The sequence below is a fragment of the Gemmatimonadaceae bacterium genome, from assembly GCA_016720905.1.
In the GTDB taxonomy this organism is placed as follows: Bacteria; Gemmatimonadota; Gemmatimonadetes; order Gemmatimonadales; family Gemmatimonadaceae; genus Gemmatimonas.
On the sequence record JADKJT010000013.1, the window covers coordinates 59,713 to 82,936 of the forward strand.

Annotated in this window: 25 protein-coding genes and 1 pseudogene; 25 read left to right on the forward strand and 1 reads right to left on the reverse strand. The window is 64.7% G+C overall.

Annotation, left to right across the window (positions count from 1 at the left end; genetic code table 11):
* Nucleotides 1-59 precede the first annotated feature (59 nt).
* The 9 genes from IPP90_12165 to IPP90_12205 all read left to right on the forward strand — a co-directional run bounded on the left by IPP90_12165 (nt 60) and on the right by IPP90_12205 (nt 8,008).
* Nucleotides 60-704: a sigma-70 family RNA polymerase sigma factor gene (locus IPP90_12165; GenBank protein ID MBL0171467.1), complete on the forward strand. Its 645-nt coding sequence runs from the start codon at nt 60-62 to the stop codon at nt 702-704.
* The gene (locus tag IPP90_12170; protein MBL0171468.1) at nt 701-1,564 is read left to right on the forward strand and encodes a zf-HC2 domain-containing protein; all 864 of its coding nucleotides are present in this window, start codon (nt 701-703) and stop codon (nt 1,562-1,564) included. Before IPP90_12165 ends, IPP90_12170 begins: the two co-directional genes overlap by 4 nt.
* A gap of 147 nt (nt 1,565-1,711) precedes the next feature.
* Entirely contained in the window at nt 1,712-3,025 is a 1,314-nt protein-coding gene (locus IPP90_12175) for a hypothetical protein (GenBank protein ID MBL0171469.1), read from the forward strand.
* 26 nt (nt 3,026-3,051) lie between these two features.
* Nucleotides 3,052-3,465, forward strand: a complete 414-nt coding sequence (locus IPP90_12180; protein ID MBL0171470.1) for a hypothetical protein — start codon at nt 3,052-3,054, stop codon at nt 3,463-3,465.
* Entirely contained in the window at nt 3,459-3,725 is a 267-nt protein-coding gene (locus IPP90_12185) for a hypothetical protein (GenBank protein ID MBL0171471.1), read from the forward strand. The genes IPP90_12180 and IPP90_12185 overlap by 7 nt, the downstream gene beginning before the upstream one ends.
* Before the next feature lie 24 nt (nt 3,726-3,749).
* Nucleotides 3,750-5,180 (forward strand): HAMP domain-containing protein, encoded by a 1,431-nt coding sequence (locus IPP90_12190; GenBank protein MBL0171472.1) that lies wholly within the window; start codon nt 3,750-3,752, stop codon nt 5,178-5,180.
* Entirely contained in the window at nt 5,146-5,967 is an 822-nt protein-coding gene (locus IPP90_12195) for a serine/threonine protein kinase (GenBank protein MBL0171473.1), read from the forward strand. Before IPP90_12190 ends, IPP90_12195 begins: the two co-directional genes overlap by 35 nt.
* A gap of 330 nt (nt 5,968-6,297) precedes the next feature.
* Nucleotides 6,298-6,687 carry a hypothetical protein gene (locus tag IPP90_12200; GenBank protein MBL0171474.1) on the forward strand — a complete coding sequence of 130 codons (390 nt, stop codon included), beginning with the start codon at nt 6,298-6,300 and terminating at the stop codon, nt 6,685-6,687.
* A 25-nt stretch (nt 6,688-6,712) separates the two neighbouring features.
* Nucleotides 6,713-8,008 carry a CHRD domain-containing protein gene (locus IPP90_12205; GenBank protein ID MBL0171475.1) on the forward strand — a complete coding sequence of 432 codons (1,296 nt, stop codon included), beginning with the start codon at nt 6,713-6,715 and terminating at the stop codon, nt 8,006-8,008.
* A 77-nt stretch (nt 8,009-8,085) separates the two neighbouring features.
* On the opposite strand, the gene IPP90_12210 is transcribed toward IPP90_12205, so the two are convergent.
* Entirely contained in the window at nt 8,086-8,772 is a 687-nt protein-coding gene (locus IPP90_12210) for a hypothetical protein (protein MBL0171476.1), read from the reverse strand.
* A 459-nt stretch (nt 8,773-9,231) separates the two neighbouring features.
* Between IPP90_12210 and IPP90_12215 the strand changes: the two genes are divergently transcribed.
* The 16 genes and pseudogenes from IPP90_12215 to IPP90_12290 all read left to right on the forward strand — a co-directional run bounded on the left by IPP90_12215 (nt 9,232) and on the right by IPP90_12290 (nt 23,215).
* The gene (locus tag IPP90_12215) at nt 9,232-10,713 is read left to right on the forward strand and encodes a Rieske 2Fe-2S domain-containing protein (protein ID MBL0171477.1); all 1,482 of its coding nucleotides are present in this window, start codon (nt 9,232-9,234) and stop codon (nt 10,711-10,713) included.
* Nucleotides 10,714-10,826: 113 nt separating this feature from the next.
* Nucleotides 10,827-11,162 carry a hypothetical protein gene (locus IPP90_12220; GenBank protein ID MBL0171478.1) on the forward strand — a complete coding sequence of 112 codons (336 nt, stop codon included), beginning with the start codon at nt 10,827-10,829 and terminating at the stop codon, nt 11,160-11,162.
* Between the two features lie 35 nt (nt 11,163-11,197).
* Nucleotides 11,198-12,850 (forward strand): arginine--tRNA ligase, encoded by a 1,653-nt coding sequence (locus IPP90_12225; GenBank protein MBL0171479.1) that lies wholly within the window; start codon nt 11,198-11,200, stop codon nt 12,848-12,850.
* Between the two features lie 2 nt (nt 12,851-12,852).
* On the forward strand, nt 12,853-13,782 hold the full coding sequence (locus tag IPP90_12230) for a sugar kinase (protein MBL0171480.1): 930 nt from the start codon (nt 12,853-12,855) through the stop codon (nt 13,780-13,782).
* Nucleotides 13,779-14,831 (forward strand): phosphoribosylformylglycinamidine cyclo-ligase, encoded by a 1,053-nt coding sequence (locus tag IPP90_12235; protein MBL0171481.1) that lies wholly within the window; start codon nt 13,779-13,781, stop codon nt 14,829-14,831. The genes IPP90_12230 and IPP90_12235 overlap by 4 nt, the downstream gene beginning before the upstream one ends.
* Nucleotides 14,828-15,856, forward strand: coding sequence for a hypothetical protein (locus IPP90_12240; GenBank protein ID MBL0171482.1), 1,029 nt, complete (start codon nt 14,828-14,830; stop codon nt 15,854-15,856). Before IPP90_12235 ends, IPP90_12240 begins: the two co-directional genes overlap by 4 nt.
* Before the next feature lie 7 nt (nt 15,857-15,863).
* Nucleotides 15,864-16,955, forward strand: a complete 1,092-nt coding sequence (ribD, locus tag IPP90_12245) for a bifunctional diaminohydroxyphosphoribosylaminopyrimidine deaminase/5-amino-6-(5-phosphoribosylamino)uracil reductase RibD (GenBank protein MBL0171483.1) — start codon at nt 15,864-15,866, stop codon at nt 16,953-16,955.
* Between the two features lie 7 nt (nt 16,956-16,962).
* Nucleotides 16,963-17,592: a riboflavin synthase gene (locus tag IPP90_12250; protein MBL0171484.1), complete on the forward strand. Its 630-nt coding sequence runs from the start codon at nt 16,963-16,965 to the stop codon at nt 17,590-17,592.
* Nucleotides 17,593-17,618: 26 nt separating this feature from the next.
* Nucleotides 17,619-18,821, forward strand: a pseudogene (locus tag IPP90_12255) (bifunctional 3,4-dihydroxy-2-butanone-4-phosphate synthase/GTP cyclohydrolase II).
* A 46-nt stretch (nt 18,822-18,867) separates the two neighbouring features.
* Nucleotides 18,868-19,365 carry a 6,7-dimethyl-8-ribityllumazine synthase gene (locus tag IPP90_12260; GenBank protein ID MBL0171485.1) on the forward strand — a complete coding sequence of 166 codons (498 nt, stop codon included), beginning with the start codon at nt 18,868-18,870 and terminating at the stop codon, nt 19,363-19,365.
* A complete protein-coding gene (gene nusB / locus IPP90_12265) occupies nt 19,365-19,880 on the forward strand; it encodes a transcription antitermination factor NusB (GenBank protein MBL0171486.1) in 516 nt (171 codons plus the stop codon). Before IPP90_12260 ends, nusB begins: the two co-directional genes overlap by 1 nt.
* Complete coding sequence (locus IPP90_12270) at nt 19,877-21,001, forward strand: glycosyltransferase family 4 protein (GenBank protein MBL0171487.1); 1,125 nt, start codon at nt 19,877-19,879, stop codon at nt 20,999-21,001. Before nusB ends, IPP90_12270 begins: the two co-directional genes overlap by 4 nt.
* Nucleotides 21,001-21,318, forward strand: a complete 318-nt coding sequence (locus IPP90_12275; protein ID MBL0171488.1) for an HPF/RaiA family ribosome-associated protein — start codon at nt 21,001-21,003, stop codon at nt 21,316-21,318. The genes IPP90_12270 and IPP90_12275 overlap by 1 nt, the downstream gene beginning before the upstream one ends.
* Entirely contained in the window at nt 21,315-22,289 is a 975-nt protein-coding gene (hprK, locus tag IPP90_12280; GenBank protein ID MBL0171489.1) for an HPr(Ser) kinase/phosphatase, read from the forward strand. The genes IPP90_12275 and hprK overlap by 4 nt, the downstream gene beginning before the upstream one ends.
* Nucleotides 22,289-22,693: a hypothetical protein gene (locus IPP90_12285; GenBank protein MBL0171490.1), complete on the forward strand. Its 405-nt coding sequence runs from the start codon at nt 22,289-22,291 to the stop codon at nt 22,691-22,693. The genes hprK and IPP90_12285 overlap by 1 nt, the downstream gene beginning before the upstream one ends.
* Nucleotides 22,694-22,720: 27 nt before the next feature.
* A complete protein-coding gene (locus IPP90_12290; protein ID MBL0171491.1) occupies nt 22,721-23,215 on the forward strand; it encodes a PTS sugar transporter subunit IIB in 495 nt (164 codons plus the stop codon).
* Nucleotides 23,216-23,224 lie beyond the last annotated feature (9 nt).

Below are 23,224 nucleotides of genomic sequence, written 5' to 3' on the forward strand. Positions count from 1 at the left end.
AAACAGGTGGAGCCCAACCCGGGAATAGATTTCCGTTCCGGCGTGTCCACCCTCCTGTGATGACTGTTACCACCCTTCCTGAGTCTGCGGCCGAACGGCAAGTCCGTTACGAATCGCTGGTCCTGCCGCACCTTGACCGGCTGCTGGGCTTTGCGGTGCGCCGTACGCCTGACCTGGGCGATGCGGAAGACGCCGTTCAGGATATGTGCATGCGGGCCTGGATGGCGTTCGACGACTTGAAGGACGCGACCAGCGTGCGTCCGTGGCTATTTCGTATCCTGCGCACGGTGCTGAGTGACTCGTTGGAGCGCAGCGGTCGCCGCAACCGACTGGTGCCCATGAGTCGGCTCGACGAGATACACGAAGATCTGGTGGCCGGGGAGGCGGACTCGGTTTTCGCTGAGGTCGCGGCGCGCATCGACGCGGAGATGCTGCAGGCAGCCCTGATGTCGATCCCTGAGGACTTTGCGACCGCGGTGGAACTGCACGACATCGATGGATTCAAGTATCAGGAAATCGCCGACATCGTTGGGGTACCCATCGGCACCGTCATGAGTCGCATCTCCCGCGGCCGTCGGCTGCTGGCCGGAGTCATCATGGAAAACCGATCGGCGTGGTCGCTGGGTGCGTCACCGGCGCAGGACGTACCGGATGCCTTGCGTGTCATTCGCGCCAACGGGTCGAATCGACGGAGACCGTCATGACTGAATCTTTGCACGCGATGCGCCCATCGGGTCAGCCCGAAGATGACGCGGCTCGCGAGGCGCGACATCAGGTGCTGGCCACGTTGCTCGGCGCCTACGCCGACGGCGAACTGCCGGTGGAAACGTGTTCGCAGATTGACGCGCATTTGCTGGGCTGTGGACGCTGCCGGAGTGAACTGCGCGTGCAGCAGGCGGTCAGTCTGCGTTTGTCGCGGAGCACCGTGCCCACGGCGACCGCCGCGCTGCAAGCCCGCATCCGTTCGGCGTTGGCGACGACGCCCACGCCGGTAGCCTCGGCGCCGCCTGTGTCGACTGTACGGCGGCCGGTGCGTCGGTGGGCGGCGGTCGGCCTGCTCCTCACAACCATCACCGCGTTCGCCGCTGTTATGCTGCTGCCAGGCGGGTCGCCGCAACTCGACCCGCAGCCGATGGTTGCCGGACCAGCGGTGCCCGCAATTGCCGGCATTCTCGCCGAATCTCGCCGCGTGTTGCAGGGAGACCTTCCGGGGCGCGCACGAGACCTCGAAGCAGTTCGACGGGCGCTGCCGTTTCCCGTGAATCCGATTGCGAATCCGGAGGCGCACCTGCTCGCCGCGTGGACCGCCGCTCTCGATGGCGAGCCGGCCGCTGTGCTGGCCTATCGCTGGAACGAGCAGGTGGTGCTGCAGTTTGTCGTGGCGGAGTCATCGCTGTTTCGCACCCCCGAATTGCGCCGTGCCTTTGCGGAGCGGCGCGCCGTGGTGTCGCAGGATGGTGCGCAGGGACTGATCGCGTGGCCGGAGGCCAGTGCGGGCTCGGTGCTGGTCGGCGATATGCCGTGGGTCACTCTTGTGCCGTTGAGTCGGGCCCACGTGCGCTGATCACCAACGCCGCGCTCGTTGTAGAGCGAGCGGGGCCATATTGCCAACAGGCGCCCGCTGAGGCTGATTGGAGAGGTGATGCCTTTCATCCCTTTCCCTCGCGACGCACGAAGGCGCTGCGGTCTCTTGGCGGTGGCGTGTTCATTGATGTTCGTCGAGACATCGTCAGCGCAAACGACTCCGCCGCGCGATTCAGTCGCGCGATCGGTCAGCGCCGATTCGCTCAGCGCGCGATTGGCCCGCGCCGAGGCCGATATCGCGCTGCTGCGACAGCAGGTCGCAACGGAGTCATCAACCTCGGTGCGTCTGCGCTCGCGGTTGCGTCTCGACCTGCACGCCCGCCTGCTCACCAATGCGTTCTTGACCACAGCTGACGCCAACAATCCTGAGGTGCCTATCTTCGCGAAAGCACCGGGAGGCGTCAGCGCGGAATACGGGGCGTCCGGTGGCCGGGTCCTGGGATTGTCGATTCGGCAGACGACCATTGGTGGTTCCGTCAGCGTGGATAGCGTGCTTGGTGCAACGTTTTCGTCGGACGTCGAACTCGATTTCTTTGCCGGTCAAACAACAGATGGACCGCCGCTCTTTCCGCCGCCCAGACTGCGGACCGTGCGAGGATTTCTCCGCTGGGAGCGCACGGAGCTCATGATCGGTGCGGATACGCCGCTCATGTCCGATCTCGACCCGGTCGGTGTGGCCGCGATCGGCATTCCTGATTTCTCCGCCGCCGGCAACCTCTGGAACTGGTTGCCGCAGGTGCGGCTTACCCGCGACGTCGGCGTGCTGCGCGCCGGCCACCACGCGGTGCACTGGGCGGTGCAGGGGGCGCTCATCAATCCGTTCAGTGGCGATCGCCACGTCGACGAAGTGGACGGCGTCGACGCCGGACTGCGATCGGCGCGCCCCAGCGTCGAAGCGCGGTTGCGCGCCCAATGGGGGCGGGAGCACGACCCCACCTCGTCACAGCGCATCGGTGACCGCGGTGGAGAGATCGGGCTGAGTGCGCATCGCGGATGGCTGCGCGTTTCCGGTGACTCCCTGACCGTGAGTCGCGCCGTCGGCGCGGACGTGCGCATCGGACTGTCATATGGGCTGGAACTGCGTGGTGAGGCGTATCAGGGGCGCTTGCTCCGCGGCCTAGGTGGTGGGGGAATTGGACAGAACTTCGCGCCGTCTTCCCGTGGTGAGACCCTCGGCGATCCATTGACCGACACGGCCGGTTGGCTCCAGCTCAACGCGCAACTGCGTCCGACTCTGATGGTGGGAAGCGGGTGTGGTACCGATCGGGTGCACAATGGGCAGCCGTCCCGGCAGCGGAACAGCGCCTGTGCCACGCATCTCGAGTGGCGACCATCGCTGCCCCTCCTGTTCGGAGCCGAGTTTCGGAGCATCGCGACACGCGGCCCCACCGGGCGGTATGCCACGCGTCACTTCAATCTCTTCTTCGGTATCGAACTCTGATGCGCTGGTGGAGCAGGCCGCACCGCATGCTGGCGATCGTCACCGTGGCGGCGCATTGCGTCGCCGTCCCGAGCGCCCGATCGCAAGGCGCAGTTGCGGGAACGGTTTCGATGCTCGAGCGCGGTTCAAAAGCCAGCAAAGACCTCGCGGATGCCGTCGTCTACCTGACGGCCGACGGCGTGATCGCGCGCGCCGGAACGCCGCTGGACAATACGATAGTGAATATGAAGGACCGGGAGTTCGTGCCGCACGTGCAGATCGTGCGGGTCGGTGGCAGCGTGGCCTATCCCAACAAGGATCCGTTCAGTCACAACGTGTTCTCAAACAGTGCCCTGGGCGCGTTTGATCTCGGGCTGTACCGCACGGGCGCATCGCGCGCCACCATCTTCCCCGCGCCGGCGTGTACGACATTTACTGCAGTATTGAGGCGAGCATGGTGAACTTGGTGCTGGCGGTCAGTACGCCGTATGTCGCGCGCGTCAATAGGAGCGGCGCATTTCAGGTGCCGGGCGTGCCGGCCGGCACCTACCGATTGCATGTCTGGCACGAACGGGCCGCGGAAACGGTGCAGTCGATCACGGTGTCGGCGTCGGGCCTCGATGGTCTCGTGATTGCACTGGATGCGCGGAGTTACGCGCCCGCGCCGCACCCCGATAAGTTCGGCAAGCCGTACGCATCCACGCGTGCCGATCGTTACTGAGCCGCACCGCCAACGGGGCATCGCGTGACCGATACGCGCGCCGACAACCCCGTCGACGCGTCCGGCCGCGGCGAAGGGGCACGTGCCGTATCGAGCATCACCTGGCGCGTGTTCGCCGGTACGGCCATCATCGTCGGCGTGGTCGTGATGGTCGCCTTGCTGATGGCGTCATCGGCGGCCCGTCGATCGGCGGACGCAACCGCGCGACGAAATCTCGAACAGGCGGCAGACCTCGTTGCCCAATTGCTGGCAGGACGCGAACGCAGTCTGGCCGGGGGCGCGCGCGTGTTCGTGCAGGGACCCTATTTCCGCACGCTGGTTGCAGAACGCCGCCGCGATGACATTCTCGATCAGACCTTTGAAGCCGTCGAGCAACTCGACGCCAAATGGGTGTTCATCACGGACGGCGTTGGTACACTGCTCGCCAAGTCGGACGAACCGTCCGCGTCCGGCGATGCATTGGGACGCGTGCCACTGGTGGCGAGCGCGTTGCGCGGCCTGGTGTCCGGCGGATTCGGCGTGTCCGGTGATTCGCTGCTCTTTCAGGCCACGGCAGTTCCGGTGGCGCTTCCGCGAGGGGCGCCGTTTGGTGTGCTGGTGGCGACCCGCGTGATCGACTCCTCGATCGCGGCCGATATCCGGTCTGCCACCGCGAGCGAGATTGTGTTCTTTGCCCGTGATCGCACCGGTCATCCGCATGTGGTCGCGTCCTCACTTCCGTCCACGGACGCGCTCCGCGCCGCCGTCTCCGGGCTCCTCGGGTATTCGCCGGGAGACAGCGTGGCAGGCAATGCGCCGCGGCCGCTGCGACGAGAGCTGACGCTTGCTGATGCCACATGGACCACCCAGAGTGCCTCGTTGGCGACAGCCGGTGGCGAGGTCATCGGCGGTTTCGTGGTCATGCGGCCACAGGATGGGGCCTTGGCGACGCTTGCCGGCGTTCGACGCTCCCTGTTCGCCGCCGGCGCACTCGGGTTCCTGCTGGCATTGCTGGCGGCATGGATTGCCGCGCGGAGTGTGACCCGACCGGTGCGCGCGCTGGCGGCGGCCGTGCGTCGCGCGGCCGACGGCAACTATGCCTCAACCGATGCATCCATGGCGACCGACGACGACAGCGGCGGCGACATCGGTTCATTGGCTCGAGCATTTGATGCACTGCTGGTGGACCTGCGCGACAAGGATTCACTGAGCGCCACGACGGCGGCGGCGGTTGCGGTCGATGAATCACGGCGCGATGCGCAAGCGACGTCCCAAAAGAAGCCTTCCCGCTCTGGCGTGTCGCGCGAGTTGTCATTGGGCGCAGCGGCGTCACGCACGGTGTCCGATGTCGGCGTGAAACCCGGGTACCTGGTACCTGCCCGGGTACCTGCTTGCCAATCGTTATCGCATCGAGGCGTGTATCGGCAGTGGCGGCACAGGCGTGGTCTACAAAGCGCGGGATCGCGTGCTGGGTGAGGCGGTGGCGGTCAAGCTGCTGCGACCCGAGTTCGCCATGGTCGATGACGCGGCCCGTGTGCAGCTGCGCGAGGAACTCCGCATGGCTCGCCGAATCACTCACCGAAACGTCGTACGGACACACGACATCGGCGAAAGCGACGGGGTCCCGTTCCTGACCATGGAGTACGTCGAGGGCGCGTCGCTTTCCACCGTGATTCGGGTGACGGGGGCCTTGCCTGTGCCGGCCGTGTTGTCGTTGGCACGTCAACTCATGCGGGCACTGTCTGCCGCACATGAGCAACACATCGTGCACGGGGACATCAAGCCGCAGAATCTGCTGGTTGGTCCCAATGGAGTGCTGAAGGTGACGGACTTCGGCGTGGCGCACGTTGTTAGAAAGGCCCAGCGTACCCCAGGGGTGATGACGCCAACTACCTCAAGTGTCGCGGGGCGCTTGGCTGGCGCGATTGTCGGCACACCCGAGTACCTCGCACCCGAGCAGCTCATCGGCGGTGCGGCGAGTGTCGCGACAGATCTTTACGAGGCGGGTATTGTCCTGCACGAATGCGTGGTGGGGGCGACGCCATCCGGCGCGGATACACCCATGGCGTTTCTGGCCAACAAGCTTGCCGAACAGCCGGAACGACGGTCGCGAACAGCCGCAGCGATCGCCTCCGACGCGCGGGCGACTCGTGCCGTACCCGGCGGACTTGAGGCGCTCATTGCGCAGCTGACGCGGCCCGACCCCGATCAGCGACCGACATCCGCCTCCATCGTCCTCGCCCGGCTCGCGCATATCGGTTGAGCTCGCCAACAACGATGTGTTTCGGGAATAAGACTGTCGGCTACGCCGTCGGCCTGTACGACTCCTTCCTGCGAGGCCCCGTTGTCGTGTGCGATCGTCCTGTGGTGCGCGGCGATGTCCTGGTCGACCTCGTGGCCACTGGCCAACTCTCCGAATCCGTCTTCCGTCGTTTCGATCGCTGCTGAGACGAGCACGTCGGGAACCACAACTCCGGTAGGGTTGCGGCGCGTCCCGAGGCCCGATGCTGACACGCTGCCGCGACGGCGCGCCGTCACGCTGTCGGAGTGGTACGGGCGGCGACTGACTGTGCATCGCTATGGGAGCTATCTCATGCTTCCGTTGTTCGCCGGTCAATACGTCCTCGGCCAGCGTTTGCTGTCGCAAAAAGACGGCGTCTACAATGGGACTCGTCGTGTGCCGATCGACGCCAATCTGCGTAGCGCGCATCGCGCGGTCGCATTTGGCGTAGGAACGCTGTTCACGGTGAACTCCGTAACGGGGCTTTGGAATCTGTGGGGCGCGCGACACGACGGTTCGGTCAGTACACGTCGCACGCTGCATGTGTTTTCGATGCTGGGCGCCGATGCCGGATTCGCACTGTCGGGACTGATGGCCAGTCGCGCGGTCCAACGCCGACCCGCTGATGCCCGCGCCCATCGCAACGTCGCTATCGCCTCCATGGGACTGGCGTCTGTCGGTGTCACACTCATGTGGTTCTGATCAACAACTCGACCGAGGCCGACCAATGCAACGCTTCATACGTTCCGCGACGCTCACCCTGCTGTTGATGGCCACTGCGTGCGGTGGTGGCGACGACGGCGGCACCACGCAACCCACACCAACCGCCGCGTCCATAACGCTGTCGTCCGCGACGAGCGGCGCGTTTGTGTCCATCACCGAGACCCGGGCCGTGACGGCGTTGGTGAAGGATGCAAGCCAGAACGTGCTCGCCAACGCGACGGTGAGCTGGTCGTCAAGCAACACCTCGGTGGCCACCGTCTCTGGCAGTGGCAGTGGGGCCACCGTGACGGCAACAGGCAACGGTTCGGCCACAATTACGGCCACCAGCGGGTCGGTTCAGGCCACGCTCACCGTGGACGTGCTGCAGAAGTTTGCAACCCTCGCGGTCACTCCGGCGTCGCCGTCGCTGGCCATCGGTGCCGTAGTGTCCCTTGCGGCCTCCGCGCGTGACGCGCGCAACACCACCATCGGGGGTGTCACTGGCACGACATTCGCTACCAGTGATCGCACCAAGGCCTTGGTCGATGCGGCAGGGACGGTGACAGCGATCGCGCCAGGTGCGGTCACGATCACCGCGTCGCTCACGCGCGATGGCGTGACATCCACCGCCAACGCGGCGGTCACGGTCTCGGCGCCAGCGGCCGTGGCGTCGTCGGCCAGCGTCAGTGCAACCGGTGCCAATGTGTTCACGCCGACGAGTGTGACCATCGGCGTTGGCGGCAGCGTGAACTGGTCCTTTACCGGAGACCACAACGTGCTGTTCTCCGGAACCGGTGCGCCGGCCGACATTCCCGTCACCAGCAGTGGGTCTATCAGTCGGGCGTTCAGCACGCTCGGCACATTCAACTATACCTGCTCGCTGCATTCCGGCATGAACGGCATCGTGACCGTGGCCGCCCCCAGCATCTTTGCGCAGATGAACGGCGCCAACGAACGACCGACGGCCAATGCCAGCACCGCCAATGGCGCCGCCCTGTTCACCCGCAGCGGAGCGACGGTGTCGTACACGGTCACCTATCAGGGCATCGGCAGCGCGCCGACTGGTCTACACATTCATGCACCAGCCACATCCGCCGTCGCTTCGGGCATCATCGTGGATCTGCTCACCACGCCGTTGCCCAATCCGAGCGGGGTGCTGACGGGCACGTTCACCGCGTCCAACATCCGACCCATCAGTGGTCAGCCCGTCATCTCGCTGGATTCGCTCTTCGTGCTGCTCCAAACCGGCAACGCCTACGTGAACGTCCACTCCAGCGTGTTTCCGGGCGGTGAAATTCGCGGCCAGACCGGGAACCCCTGAGTAACAGACGGGAGACGGACGACGGGAGACTGAAGAGTGACCGTCTCCCGTCTCCGGTCTCCCGTCTCCCGTCTCAACTACCCGACAAACAGCCCATCCGCGATCGCCGCAATCACCTCCGCATCGCGCCACGCAGATTCCAGCGCCGCCAGTTCGCCCTGCATCGCCTGACGCTCCGTGTCTTCGTGCATGGCAATCTCCAACGCGAGCCGTTCCGTCGGTGTTAGTCCGAGCACACCAACCGAGTCGTCCCAGAAGATGGAATTCTTGCGTCGACGGGTGTACCGCAAAATGCCACTGGCACGGATGTACTGCTCCGGATCACCGGCATCGGTGATCAGGCGCGTGGCATGCCGCCATTCACTGCTCGTGCCACCACGCGGGTTCAACCGCGAGAGCAACTGCCCGGCGATCTGTCCCGCCTTCGGGCCGCTGAGTTCCGTGATGCCATTCTGATGCGCCAGGCGAAAACTCCAGGGTTGACGGTCGTGCGTGGCCACAATCTCCATCCGCACGACGTGACTGAACCGGAGTGGTCGCAACGTACCGTCTGGCGTGCGCACATGCGCCAGCACGCGATCATAGTTCAGTCGCGCTTCGATCTGTTCCAACGGCTGTTGCACGCCATGGCGAATGAGCCGACTGCCTGTTGCCATGGCGGCCACGCCGGCAAGGGCGGCGACCGTGCCGAAGGCCATGGCGGCGCCATTCACGAGCGCGCCGGTGCTTGCGGATGCGGCACGCTGCCATCGGTGACGGCGCATGCGGCTACCGTATCGCCACGCAGCGAACTCCGGACGGAGCGGCTTGCCGACACGCACCAGATCCAACATAAGCAACACAGTCGCCAGTCCGATGTTGTCTGTGGAGACACGAATGGGGGTTGCGCGATACGCGCGTTCACATTCCTCCACCGCTTCCCATCGCTGTTCCAACGGCGACAAATTCCAGCTCTCGCAGGAACGGCAGATCACCCAGAGGCGTGCGCGAACGGGGTCAAATGCCAGGCGGCGGCCCACTGGAAATGATTCCACCGTCTCATTCCGCCCCAGATTGGCATGGCAATACAAGCACGTTGAATACATGACCACTGGAGAGTGGTGCCGCGCAGGCGGCGTGGGAAGGGTACTGACGCCGCATGATTACCCCGGGCTCGACGAATTGAGCCGAGGGTGTGATGGGACAGACTGGCAACGAACTCAGCCATCCGCCAACTTCACGCGATGATTACACCGCCACATACCGACCGCCCGGAGCCGGATAATGCGGCCCAGCATGCGTGTGCACAGTGCGCGCGTCTCGATCGCCGAGGGTTTCTGGGGACGGCGTCAATGGTCTCGATCGGTGCCTTGCTGGCCGCCTGTGGCGACGGGGTATTCGATGGTCCCGAATCGCGGCTGGAGCTGGTCCGTGACCCGATTCGGATTGATCCTCGATTGTATCCGGACCTCCAGACGGTCGGCGGGCGTGCGGTGATCACCGCGCCGGGACGCGCCCCGATGGTGGTGGAAACCACGGCGGTTCGCCAGTACCGCGCGTTCTCGCTGGTGTGTCCGCACAATGGCACGGTCGTCGGTGTTGTTGAAGATGGATATACCTGTCCCAATCACGGGGCGCGGTTTTCGCGCAATGGCGTGTGGACTGGTGGACAGTCAACCGTCGACCTGACGCCGATTGTCGTCACGGTCGATTCGGACGGCAGTCTGAATGTTGGCGGCGTGGTCGCGCCGCCGGGTCCCCCCGTACTGGCCGTCTCGCAGAGTACAATTGCCTTCGCGTCAACGGTCGGTGGTGCCGTGCCCGCGGCGCAAACCGTAACCATCTCGAATGCAGGTGGAGGGGCGCTGACCGGCGTCACGCTCGCGCTCAACTATGGAAGCAATCAGTCATCGGGATGGCTGGCGGCCTCATTGTCGACGTTGGCGACGCCATCCGTGCTGACACTGACGGTCGCTCGCGGCACCCTTGGCGCGGGCACCTATACCGCGACCATCCGTGTCTCGGCGCCGGGTGCCAGCAACGACGCGCAGACGATTGCGGTGACGCTGGTGGTGATCGACACCAGCACACCTCCCGCGGTGCAGCTTTCCGCATCGGCCCTCAGCTTTTCCAGCGACATCGGCCTGTCGCCAGCGGCCAAGGCGGTGCAAGTGATCAACTCGGGCAGCGGAACGGTTGGTGGGCTGTCGATCGGTATCACCTACGGAGCTGGCGCGTCCGGTTGGCTATCGACGTCGTCGTTGAGTGGCACGTCGACGCCCAGTACCTTGACGGTCCGGCCCCTCACCGCGGCGCTGGCCGTCGGAACGTATTCCGCGTCGATTACAGTCTCCGGCGCCGGCGTCGCTTCTCGAACGCTCACGGTCACGCTGACGGTCGCGGTAAGCGGTCTGGCGGTCACCATCGCAGCCTGGCCGGCGCTCGCCAACGTGGGTGGCGTGGCAGGTTCCGTGGGGACGCTCAATTTCACGGCGGTGGCCGTTGTACGAAGCGGAGCCAACAGTTTTGCCGCGTTTTCGCTCACCTGTCCCCACGCGGGCACCACAGTCCAGGTCCAGAATGGCCAGAGTTTCCGGTGCCCCAACCACGGGGCCTTGTGGAATGCCAATGGGGTCCTCCTCCCCAACTCGCCCCAGCGCACCAGCGGGCTGAATCCGCTGCATGTGACGTACACGCCGGGCGATCCGGTGCTGTATGTCTCGTGACGGCTCCACGAACGCGGTGGATTTCGCGGTCGGCCAATTGAACCGACCCCGTAGGTCGGCTATGATTCGTGACTGCGTCGCCCTCTGTCACGTATCGTCCAAGTTTCGATTCCATGCCGACTTACGAGTTCCGCTGCCCCGACGGCACGATCATCGAACGGATCTACAAGATCTCTGAAGTGCCTGCCGAGATCCCTTCGCCAAACGGTGACGGGATGGCTGTGCGCATTATTTCCGGCGGTGCGGCCCTCCTGTTCAAAGGTTCGGGATTCTACATCACCGACTACGGCAAGGACGGCAAGAAGGATCAGCGCACGGCAGGGGGTGGCGACAGTGCGTCTTCGGGTGCGTCGGGGTCATCCGATAGTGGTACGGCCGGCAAGAGTGACAGCAAATCGTCTGATAGCAAGCCCGCCGCCAGTCCTCCCTCGTCGCCGAAAGGCGACTGACCGCCGCGAGTTCGGTTTCCCGCGACCATCAATACGTGAATCAGGCTGAGGCACTTCGCGCCGAGATTGCGCGCGCCGCGCGTGCATTGGGTGCGCCCGATGACATCGCCCCGGTACTCGAACGCCCAAGAGATCCGGCGCATGGTGATTGGTCCACCAATATCGCCATGCTTCTCGCCAAGTCGTTGGGGCGCAAGCCGCGCGAGATCGCCGAAGCGTTGGTGAGTTCGATGGATATGGCGACCGTCGGCGTATCAAGCACCGACATTGCCGGCCCCGGATTCCTGAATTTCCGGCTGGATGCCGGATACCTTGCCAAGGGGCTCCTGCCCATTCTCGCCAACCCCGAAGGATGGGGCCACGCGGACGTCGGCCACGGCGCGCGCGTGGTGGTGGAGTTTGTGTCCGCCAATCCGACAGGCCCATTGCACGTGGGCCACGGCCGTCAGGCGGCACTGGGCGATGCGATCAGTACGCTGCTCGAGTGGACCGGGTGGAACGTCGACCGCGAGTTCTACTACAACGACGCGGGGACGCAGATTGCCAACCTCGCCCGCAGCACACAAGCGCGCGTGCGGGAATTGTCCGGACAGCCGCTGGACATCCCGGAGGGCGGATATCACGGCGAGTACATTCGCGAAATTGCGCAGGCGTATGTCCAGCAACATCCGGCAGATGCCGCCGGGAATGATCTGGAGGCCATGCGCGCTTTTGCCGTCGCCGCATTGCGTCATGAGCAGGACCTCGACCTGCAGGCATTTGGCGTGGACTTTGACACGTACTATCTCGAAAGCTCCCTGTATGCGGACGGTCGCGTCGACAAGACGGTGAATGCCTTGCAGGCGTCGGGTTTCAGCTACGAGGAAGATGGGGCGTTGTTTCTGCGCACCACGGCGTTCGGCGATGACAAGGATCGCGTGATGAGGAAGAGCGCGGCCAAGGGTGGCGACTATACCTACTTCGTGCCCGACGTGGCGTATCACGTCACCAAGTGGGAACGTGGCTACCACCGGGCCATCAATGTGCAGGGTGCGGATCACCACAGCACCACCACGCGCGTGCGCGCCGGACTGCAGGCGTTGCGCATGGGCATCCCGGCCGGATATCCCGACTATGTGCTCCACCAGATGGTGACCGTGATGAAAGGCGGCGAGGAGATGAAGATCTCCAAGCGCGCTGGCGCGTACGTCACCGTGCGCGATCTCATTGACGAGGTGGGCCGCGATGCCGTGCGGTATTTCTACCTGATGCGCCGCGGTGATTCACAACTGGTGTTCGATATCGATCTGGCGCGCAGTCAGTCCGAGGAGAATCCGGTCTACTACGTGCAAATGGCCCATGCGCGCATGTGCGGCATCTTTCGCGTCGGCGAGATCAATGCGGCGACAGTCAGCGCGGAGGGCGTCGACCTCGCAGTGCTCGCCGAGCCGGCCGAACAGGAGCTCATCAAGCAGTTGCTGGATTTCCCGTCGATGGTGCTGGCCGCCGCCGAGCAGCTCGAACCGCATCGCATGGCCGCGTGGTTGCTGGAAACCGCGCGCGCGGCGCACACCTGGTATCACAAGCACCACGTCCTCGGCGAGCCCGAGGCCATTACGCGTGCACGCCTCGTGTTGGCGCGCGCCACGCAGCTGGGTCTTGCCGCCGGGCTGCGGATTCTCGGACTTTCCGCGCCGGAGCGCATGTGAGCATGGGTGACGCCAACACCGTCCTGGTGGTCGGGTCCGTCGCACTCGACTCGGTTGAAACCCCCTTCGGACGTGCCGATGACGTCCTCGGCGGATCCGGAACATTCTTTTCGTCGGCGGCCTCGCATTTCGCACCGGTGCAGCTGGTGGGTGTGGTGGGCGACGACTATCCCATCGACCAACTCAACGTCCTCGGCGAGCGTGGTGTCGATCTGTCGGGCGTCGAGCATGCGGCCGGGTCGAGCTTTCGGTGGCGTGGTCGGTACCGGCACGATCTCAATTCCGCCGAGACGCTGGAGACGCATCTGGGCGTGTTTTCGCATTTCCGCCCCAAAATTCCGGAACAGTTTCGCCGCGCGCCGTTCGTCTTCCTCGCGAATATCGACCCGCGTCTCCAACTGCAGGTGCTGGAACAGGTGGAGAGGCCTCGACTCGTGGCGTGCGATACGATGAACTTCTGGATTGAGTCGCGCCGTCCGGAACTCATTGAATTGCTGGGACATGTCGACCTTATCACGCTCAACGATGGCGAGGCGCGTCAACTCACCGGGCTGACCAATCTGGTACAGGCGGCGCGCTGGATTCTCGAAAAGGGCCCGAGGCATGTGCTCATCAAGAAGGGCGAGCACGGGGCGTTCATGTTCACGAACGACAGCGTGTTCTTTGCGCCGGCGTATCCGCTCGAATCGGTATTCGACCCGACGGGAGCCGGCGACTCCTTCGCCGGCGGGTTCATCGGGTACCTGGCCATGACGGGCGATCTCAGCGATCGCTCCATGCGGCGCGCCGTTGTCGTTGGATCGGCCATGGGTTCGTTTGCCGTCGAGCAGTTTTCCAACACGCGCCTGCTGCAGATCACGCGCGCGGACATTGATGCACGAGTGCAGGAGTTCCGGCAGTTGGTGGCCTTCGACGCGGATCTCGAGACGTGACGGGCGCTCAGGGACAACCGCTCGACTATCGCTCGGCCGGCGTCGACATCGAGGCGGCGGACGACGCCAAGCATCGGCTCGCCAGGCTGGTGCAGTCCACGATGACCTCGGGCGCACGCGGTGTCTTTGGCGGATTCGGCGGCATGTTTCGCGTGCCGGAAGGCTTCCGGGCGCCGCTGCTCGTTGCCAGTGCCGACGGCGTCGGAACGAAAATCAAGCTGGCCATCGAAAGCGAGCGCCATGACACGATAGGGCATTGCCTGGTCAACCACTGCACGAATGACATCCTGGTGCAGGGCGCCGTGCCGCTCTTCTTTCTGGACTATGTGGCCTTCGGAAAACTGGAGCCGCCAGTGGTGGAGGGGGTGGTGGCCGGTGTCGCCGCCGGGTGTCGCGAGAACGGTTGTGCCTTGATCGGCGGTGAAACGGCGGAAATGCCCGGCGTATACACGCCACCGGACTACGACCTGGCTGGCTTCATTGTGGGCATCGTCGAGGAAGACGCGGTCCTGGGCAGCGCGCGCGTGCAACCTGACGATGTCATGGTGGCCCTCGCCAGTGACGGCCTCCACACCAATGGCTACTCCTTGGCCCGCCGCATCATCAGCGAGCGCCTGCAACTCGGTCCCAACGATCCATTTCCTGAAGCCGATGGGGCAAGTGTCGCGGACATTATGCTCAAGGTGCATCGGTCATACCTCGCATGCCTCAAACCGGTGCTAAGCCATATTCACGCGATGGCGCACATCACGGGTGGCGGCTTGCCGGGCAATCTCAATCGGGCGCTGCCGGACACGCTGGACGCTGATGTGATCACCAACACATGGACCATCCCTTCGTGGTTCCGGGTACTTGAGGAGGCGGGCGCCGTTCCGCGACTTGAGATGTACCGGGCTTTCAACATGGGAGTGGGAATGGTCGTGATTACGTCGCCGGAAAAGGCGCGCTTGGTGATGCAGCAGGCCGAAGCGCACGAAATTGCAGCCTGGGAGCTGGGACGCCTGGTGCCGGGTACCGGCAAGGTGCGGTTCGACGGCGTACTCGCGTGAGCAGGCGTTGGGCCTTGTGCGCCCAGCGGTTCGGCATCGCGTTCGGTGTGGCCGTCAGCGTCGCCGAGATCGCCCACGCGCAGGGCATCTCCCCGACTTGCACGGTAACGCCGACGGCGGCAGGCAGCGCCGCCGACGTGTGCCGAAAGGCGTCGGACCTGTTCGCCTTCGTCGTGCCGCAGGTTGGCGTGGCCCTCGCCGGCGGCAATCACGTATTGGGAGAGGGCGGGACACTCGGCGGGTGGGGCAAGCGCACCGTCACGTTGCGCGTGACAGCGGTAGATGGACGGCTGCCGAAGAACACCGTGCCGTTGACGCTCAGTCGCTCGGCGGCCGTTGCTGATGATTTTGGCGCGGATCGCGTGCCGGTGCCGATGCCGTCGCTCGACGCAGCCATCGGCCTGCTGGCCGGACTTCCAATGGGTGTCACCAACGTCGGGGGCGTGGACGTGCTCCTTGGCGTGATCGGCTCGTCAGCGATTTCCTCGGGCAAGTTCGGATTGAAGCCACAGGGTTCTCGTGTCGCCTTGTCGTACGGCGTGCGCGTTGGAGCATTGCAGGAATCGTCGTTCGTGCCGGGACTCAGCGTCAGTTGGGTGCGACGAAAGGTCCCAACGCTCGATCTCGACTACACGCCCGCCAACGACACCCTGCTGGTGCGAAACATGTCGCTCACCGCGAACACCCTGCGCATCGTCGCCAGCAAGCGCTTCGTGCTGTTCGGGGTGGCAGCCGGGGTGGGGCGCGATGAGATCCAAGGCGTGAGCGGATTGCAGGCGGTGGTCAATGAAGCCGTGTTGGGGACACCGACGCGCGCCACGATCACATTCCCGACGCTCAAAGAGACGGTCAGGCGCAACACCGCATTCGTGAACGCGTCGTTCGGTGTGCCGCTGGCGCGTCTGGTGGCGGAGTACGGCCGATCCAGTGCGGGAACGCTGCGCGAGACGCTGAATGCATTCGGCGGACGCCGAGCCAACGAGACGTACGCCTACGGTTCCGTCGGCGTCACCGTCCGGTTCTGATCCAATCGTGACAGATGCGCGTGACGACGACACGCGATACATGCAACGGGCGCTTGCACTGGCCGAGCGCGGGGCGGGGCAGGTCGCGCCCAACCCGCTGGTTGGCGCGGTGGTCGTGCGGGATGGCACCATTGTCGGAGAAGGATGGCACGCGCGATTCGGCGGTGATCATGCCGAGGTGATGGCATTGCGCGCGGCAGGCGCATCGGCGCGCGGCGCCACCATCTATGTCACGCTGGAACCCTGCGATCATGTCGGGAAGACGCCGCCGTGCACGCGCGCGGTGCGTGACGCTGGCGTTGTGCGCGTCGTGTATGCCGTGCCCGACCCCAACCCCATCGCGGCGGGCGGCGGCGCGCACCTTCGTGCAGATGGCGTGCACGTCACGTCGAGCGTGTGCGAGCGCGAAGCGCGGGATCTCAACGCGGTCTTTCTGTTCGCGGTGCGTGAAGGGTCGCGTCCCTTCGTCACCCTGAAACTCGCAGTGTCGATCGATGGGGCCCTCGTGGATGCCAGCCGGGCGCGCGGGTGGTTGACCGGTCCCGATGCGCGACGGGCCGTCCACGCGTTGCGTGCGCAGTCCGATGCGACGGCCGTCGGGATCGGCACCGTGCTTTCGGACAATCCGGCACTCACCGTGCGCGATGTCCCGGCACCGCGCCTCACGCCGCGACGGGTGGTGTTCGATCGGCGCGCCCGACTGCCGCTGGACTCGCTGTTGGTCCGGACCGCACGGGAGGTCCCGGTCATGGTGGTCACCGATGGGAGTCGGCCCGATGCCGAAACGGCCCTGCGCTCGGCCGGCGTAGAGGTCCTGCAGGCGACCACCCTCTCGGACGCACTGCGACAGCTGCGGGCGGGCGGTGTCGAGCATCTGCTGGTGGAGGGCGGAGCGACGCTGGCCTCGGCGATGATGGCCGCCGGTCAGGTCGACCGACTGATTACTTTTCAGGGACCGGTCATTCTGGGGGCGGGGGCGTTGGCGGCATTTGCGACGTTGCCATCGCGGCCTGCCGAGACCGCCCCGCGGTTTCGCGTGATAGCACGTCGCGAATACGGCGCTGACCTGATGACTTCATACGCGGTTTCCGGAGACTGAAGACAGGATGTTCACGGGCCTGGTCGACGATGTGGGAACGATTGACCAGGTCGCGCTGACGCCAGCGGGGCGCGAGGTGCGCATTCGCAGCCGCTATCGCGATCTGGCCGACGGCGAAAGTGTGGCCGTGAATGGCGCGTGCCTGACGGTGCGCGAGCACGGCGCCATTGATGACGACCATGCCTGGTTCACGGTGGCGGCCGTGGTCACGACGCTCGGGCGCACCACCATCGACCGGTGGGCCGTGGGTACGCGAGTGAACCTCGAGCGTGCGATGCGATTGGGCGACCGGTTGGGCGGTCATCTGGTGTTGGGACACGTCGATGACCTCGGCACGGTCACGCGGACGGTCATGCAGGACGACGCGTGGCTGGTGGATCTGGCCTTGCCGCAAGCGCTCCGGCCGTTGATGGTGGCGCACGGATCGCTCGCCGTCAATGGCGTCAGCCTGACCGTGAATGCGCTACTCGACACCGGGGTGCAATTGTCGATCATCGAGTACACCATGCGACACACGACGCTGGGCGATCTGGCGGTTGGAGATCAGGTGCATGTCGAAGCCGATGTGCTGGCGAAACATGTCGAACGCTTGTTGACCCCGCAGCTGTCTCGGGTCGGTGCGGAGGTCCACGCGTGACGGCCGAATCAATAGGAGAGCAGGACATGACGTTCGGAACGGTGGAGCAGGCCTTGGCCGACATTGCGGCCGGGAAGTTCGTCGTGGTTGCCGACGACGAGGATCGCGAGAACGAGGGCGACTTGCTGTGCGCGGCGGAGCTCGTCACGCCGGACATGGTGAACTTCATGCTGGACGCCAAGGGCATGATCTGCCTCGCGATGAGCAATGCGTGGGCCGATCATCTCAACCTGCAACCGCAAGTTGACCACAACACCGAGTCCATGTCGACGGCGTTTACCGTCTCCATCGACGCGGCGGCCAAGTTTGGCGTGACAACGGGGATTAGTGCCAGCGATCGCGCGACTACCATTCGCGTGGCGGTCGATCCGACAAGCACGCGCGCGGATCTGCGCCTGCCGGGACATATCCACCCGTTGCGCGCACGCGATGGCGGCGTGCTGCAACGCGTCGGGCACACGGAGGCCGCAGTGGACCTGGCGCGCCTGGCCGGCCTGCGCAGTGCCGGCGTGATCTGCGAAATCCTCAACAAGGACGGCACCACCGCGCGCCGTCCGCAGTTGGAAGTGTATGCGAGGCAGCATGGCCTCACATTCATCACCATCGCGCAGCTCGTGGCCTAGCGCCTGAAGACCGATCGCCTGGTGCATCGCGTCGCCGACGCGCGGTTGCCAACCGCCTTCGGCGAGTGGCGGGTGGTGGGGTATCGGAATGACGTGGACGCCCGTGAGCATATTGCGCTCACGTTCGGCGACGTTGAGAACGGCGAGAACGTGCTGGCGCGCATGCACTCCAAGTGCCTGACGGGCGATGTCTTTCACTCCCAGCGTTGTGATTGCGGCTGGCAGCTCGAGACGGCGATGCGCATGATACAGGCGGAAGGGCGAGGGGTTATCGTCTATCTCGATCAGGAAGGCCGCGGGATTGGACTGCTCAACAAGCTGAAGGCCTATGAACTGCAGGATCACGGCGCGGATACAGTGGAAGCCAACGAACAGTTGGGATTCAAGGCCGATCTGCGGAACTACGGTATCGGCGCGCAGATCCTGCTGGATCTCGGTCTGAAGAGCATTCGGGTGCTCACGAATAATCCGCGCAAGATCGTCGGACTCGATGGCTACGGCATTGCCGTGACCGATCGCGTCCGACTCCAGGCACCGTCGACCGACGAAAACGCCTCCTACCTCGAGACCAAGCGCACCAAGCTCGGTCACTTGTTCGCGATCTGACAGTGAAAACGGGTTCTATGACGAAGTGTTTCGGGGTGACGCGCTGATGGCGGAATTTTCAGGGCAGCCGCGCGGAGAAGGTCGGCGCATTGTGGTGGTGGCCAGTCGGTTCAACGAAACCGTGACGATGCCCTTGGCCGAGGGGGCCGTGGCGGCCTTGGTGGGGCAGGGTGTCGAATTCGACAACATCGATGTGCTCTGGGTGCCTGGCGCCTGGGAACTCACCGTCGCTGTACGCCGCGCACTGGCCACCGAACGCTATGACGCCGCCGTCACCGTGGGCGCGGTGATTCGTGGCGACACGCCGCACTTCGACATTGTCGCCGGCGAATCGGCGCGCGGCCTGATGGAAGTCTCGCGCGACTTTGACATCCCCGTCACGCTGGGGCTGCTGACAACGGATACGCTTGAGCAGGCGGAGGCACGCGCCGGCGGCGCACACGGCAACAAGGGCGCCGATGCGGCATTGGCGGCACTCGAGTTGCTGGATCTGTTCGACCGGTTTGAACCGGCGACCGACGAGTTGGACGAGGACCCCGACTGATGGCGTCCGACCTGCGCGACGAAACATTCTGGGATGGACCAACTCAGGAACCACCGGCGCCACGCGCTGGAGGCGCCGGGCGCGTACACACGGCAACGAAGAGCGAGCGCGTGGAGACGCGCGGTCGCGCGCGCGCGCTACAGGCGCTGTACGCCGCTGATCTCCGCGACATGACCCAGTTGCGACGGATCGCCATCATGGTGTTCGACGACCTCGCGGTGGAGCCAGGCGAGCGCGCGGTCGCGTCGAAGCTGGTCGCCACCGTGGTCGAGCAAGGCGCGCAGTTGGACGATGCACTGGCGGATGTCACGTCCAACTGGCGGATGGAACGTCTGGGGGTGATTGAACGCAGTGTGCTGCGATTGGCCGCTGCCGAATTCGCGCGCGGCGAAACGCCAGTGAAGGTGGTCTTGCAGGAGGCCGTGCACCTGGCCGAGCGCTACGGCACGACGCGCAGTGCACGTTTCGTCAATGGCGTCCTCGACGCCTACGCGCGACGACTCGGCCTCTTGTGAACGACCTCCTGCGCATTGCCCTCGTCAATTGGCAGTGTCGCGAGAACCCGTTGGCGGGTGGGGCCGAGATCCATCTCCATGAGATCTTCGGACGACTCGCCGAACGGGGCCATCAGGTCGTGCTGTTGTGCGGCGGGTGGCCAGGGTGTCCCCCACGGGCCATGCTCGATGGCATCGAGGTGCATCGCGTCGGCACTCGCGCCACCTTTCCGTTTCTGGCCCGCGGCTATTGGCACCGGCACCTGGCTGCGCGCGACACGGATGTCGTCGTGGAAGACATCAACAAGGTGCCGCTGTATACGCCTACATGGCGCACACCCAAGTTGGTCGGCCTGGTGCCGCATCTCTTTGGAGGCACGGCGTTTCAGGAGCTCGCCGCGCCACTGGCCGCGGCGGTGTGGCTCGCCGAGCGCCCGATGCCATGGTGCTATCGTCATCACGCATTCCAGGCGATCAGCGACAGCACCCGTGACGACCTCGTCTCGCGCGGCGTCTCTCGGGAAAGCATCCGTGTCATCTTCCCTGGTATCGATACCGAGCAGTACACTCCGGATAGCACTGTCAGGTCGGAACGGCCGCTCTTCGCCTATCTCGGGCGACTGAAGCGGTACAAGGGTGTCGACCTGGTCCTTCGGGCGTTCGCCGCATCCAATATTCCGGATGCCGAACTGGAGATTGCCGGGGCTGGGGAATTTCGGGCGGATTTGGAGCGCCTGGCGGGAACATTGGGTGTAGGGGACAGGGTACGGTTCTTAGGACGCATTGACGAAACGACCAAGATCGCCTTGCTGCGACGGGCATGGGCGACGCTCTTCGCTTCACCCAAGGAGGGATGGGGAATCACGAATCTGGAAGCAGCGGCGAGCGGGACTCCGGTGATTGCGTCGAACTCTCCCGGCATCCGCGAATCGGTTCGGCATGGCGAGACTGGGTTCCTCGTGCCGCACGGAGACGTCGCTGCGATGGCAGCATGCATGCGAAACCTCAGCGGCGAGCGAGCGCTCGTCGAACACCTGGGGATCGCCGCACGGCGCTTCGCCGAAGGCTTCACCTGGCAGCGCGCCGCCAACGAGACTGCAGCCCACCTCCGTGAGGTGGTGGGAATGGGAGGAGGTCGCTGATGGAAATCATCCTGCACGCGCACCATGCTGATGTCACCGACTCGCTTCGTGATCAGGCCGAAGCCGCCATTCGCCGCATCGCCAGCCGACTGCATCGCGTGGTCCACGCGATCATCCGATTCATCAGCGACGGACAGACGCGTCGCGTGGAAATCGTCCTGAATGGAACGCGCTCGCGTTCCCTCTTCGCGCACGCTGATGCGCGCGACTTTGCGCCGGCGCTGGTCACGGCGGTCCACCGCCTCGAGAGTCAGGTGGCGCGGGTTCGTACGCGGCAGCTGCGTCGGAACACACCGCCCGGAGAGCGCACCGGGTGACCCGTCGATTGACCGTCGGTACGCTGTTCGAGCGGATGAAGGAACCGCTTGAACTGGAACTGCTCGGCCCGGACGTTGGTCTGGATCGCGAAATCACGAGCCCCGAGGCATCCAGCCCGGGGCTCGTGCTGTCCGGGTACATCAATCGCTTCCCCTATCAGCGCATTCAGGTCCTCGGCGAAACAGAGGTCAGCTATCTCCAATCCCTCGACGCCGGGCAACGCGTCGCCAACCTCGAGCAGTTCTTCGGGTTTCCGTTGCCGTGCGCCTTTATCACCAAACAGCTTGACCCGCCAGCGCCCTTGCTGGAACTGGCCGCGCAGGCCGGCGTTGCCGTCCTGCGCTCGCGCCTGAAGACCGCCGAGTTCTATCGGTTGCTCAAGCCGTACCTCGCCGATCAATTTGCGCCAACCACCACGTTGCACGGATCGCTGGCCGATGTGTTCGGTGTGGGGGTGTTCTTCACCGGCAAGAGCGGGATCGGCAAGTCGGAGTGTGTGCTCGATCTGGTCGAACGCGGCCATCGCCTCGTTGCCGATGATCTGGTTTTCGTCTCGCGACGCGGGAATGACGTGCTGATCGGACGCGGACACGAGTTGCAGCGGCATTTCATGGAAATCCGCGGTGTCGGACTCCTCGATATCCCCGCCATCTTCGGCATTCACGCGGTGCGCCAGCAGAAGCGCATTGAAGTTATCGTGATTCTGGAGGAATGGGACGGCCAGACGCACGTCGATCGCACCGGCCTTGACGTGCAGACGACGAACATTCTCGGCGTCGAAGTGCCGCGCATTACCGTCAACCTGAATCCCGGCAAGAATATCACGGTGATTGCCGAGGTCATCGCGATGAACCACCTGTTGCGTTACTATCGGGGGTATGATTCGGCCACGGCGTTCAATGAACGGCTGATCGGCCGGATGCGACGCACGTCGGATGTACAACGGTACTTGCAGGAGGACGACGAGTAGTGAACGCCGGGAAAGGGCAGCCCACGCAGGCGATTCGGGCGCTCATCGCGGCCCATGGGACTCTGGCGGCGGGGCTTGCTTCGGCCGTTGAGCAGATCACCGGGCGCGGCGCGATCTTCCTGGCGATGTCAAACACCAGCCTCAGTCTGAGCGACATTCAGGAATCGTTGGTGCGCGCGCTTGACGAGACCGGTGCTCGGGTGATCTTCACGGACTTGCCCGCCGGCAGTTGTACCATGGCCGTACGCAAGTTGATGCGGACCCGACCCGATGTCGTCCTCGTCACTGGAGCCAATTTGCCGTTGTTGCTCGACTTCGCGATGCAGGATGACGCCGATCCTGCCGTTGCCGCGCGTGCCGCGCTGGACCGCGGTCGCGCGTCGATGGTGGCGCACGGCGCCTGATTCGTTCAAGATCTTTTTGCCACTCGCATGCCCATTGCGCTGTATCGTATCGATGATCGACTGATCCACGGCCAGGTCGTGGTGGGATGGGGCCAGCCGCTTGAGCTGCGATTCATCGTGCTCGTGGATGACGAAGTCGCCACCAGCGAGTGGGAACAGGAGCTCTACCGCATGGGGGTGCCACCGGAAATGCAGGTGCATTTTCTGACCGTGGAAGACGCCGCCACGGCCTTGCCCGCCATGCACGAGGACGCGCAACCCGGCATCGTCTTGGTGGGCGATATCGGCACCATGGCGCGCCTGGTGGCGAAAACCGGGAACCTCATTCACGCGGTCAACGTCGGTGGCGTGCATCATTCGCCGGGCCGAACCCCGCGCCTGCGGTATGTATTCCTGACGGCCGCAGAGGAGACCGGGCTGCGGGCGATCGAGCAACTCGGGGTCGAGGTGTCGGCACAGGATGTGCCGAGCGCGCGGCCCGTGTCGTTGGATGAGTTGCTGCGTAGCACCCTCGACGGGTGATGGAGGTGA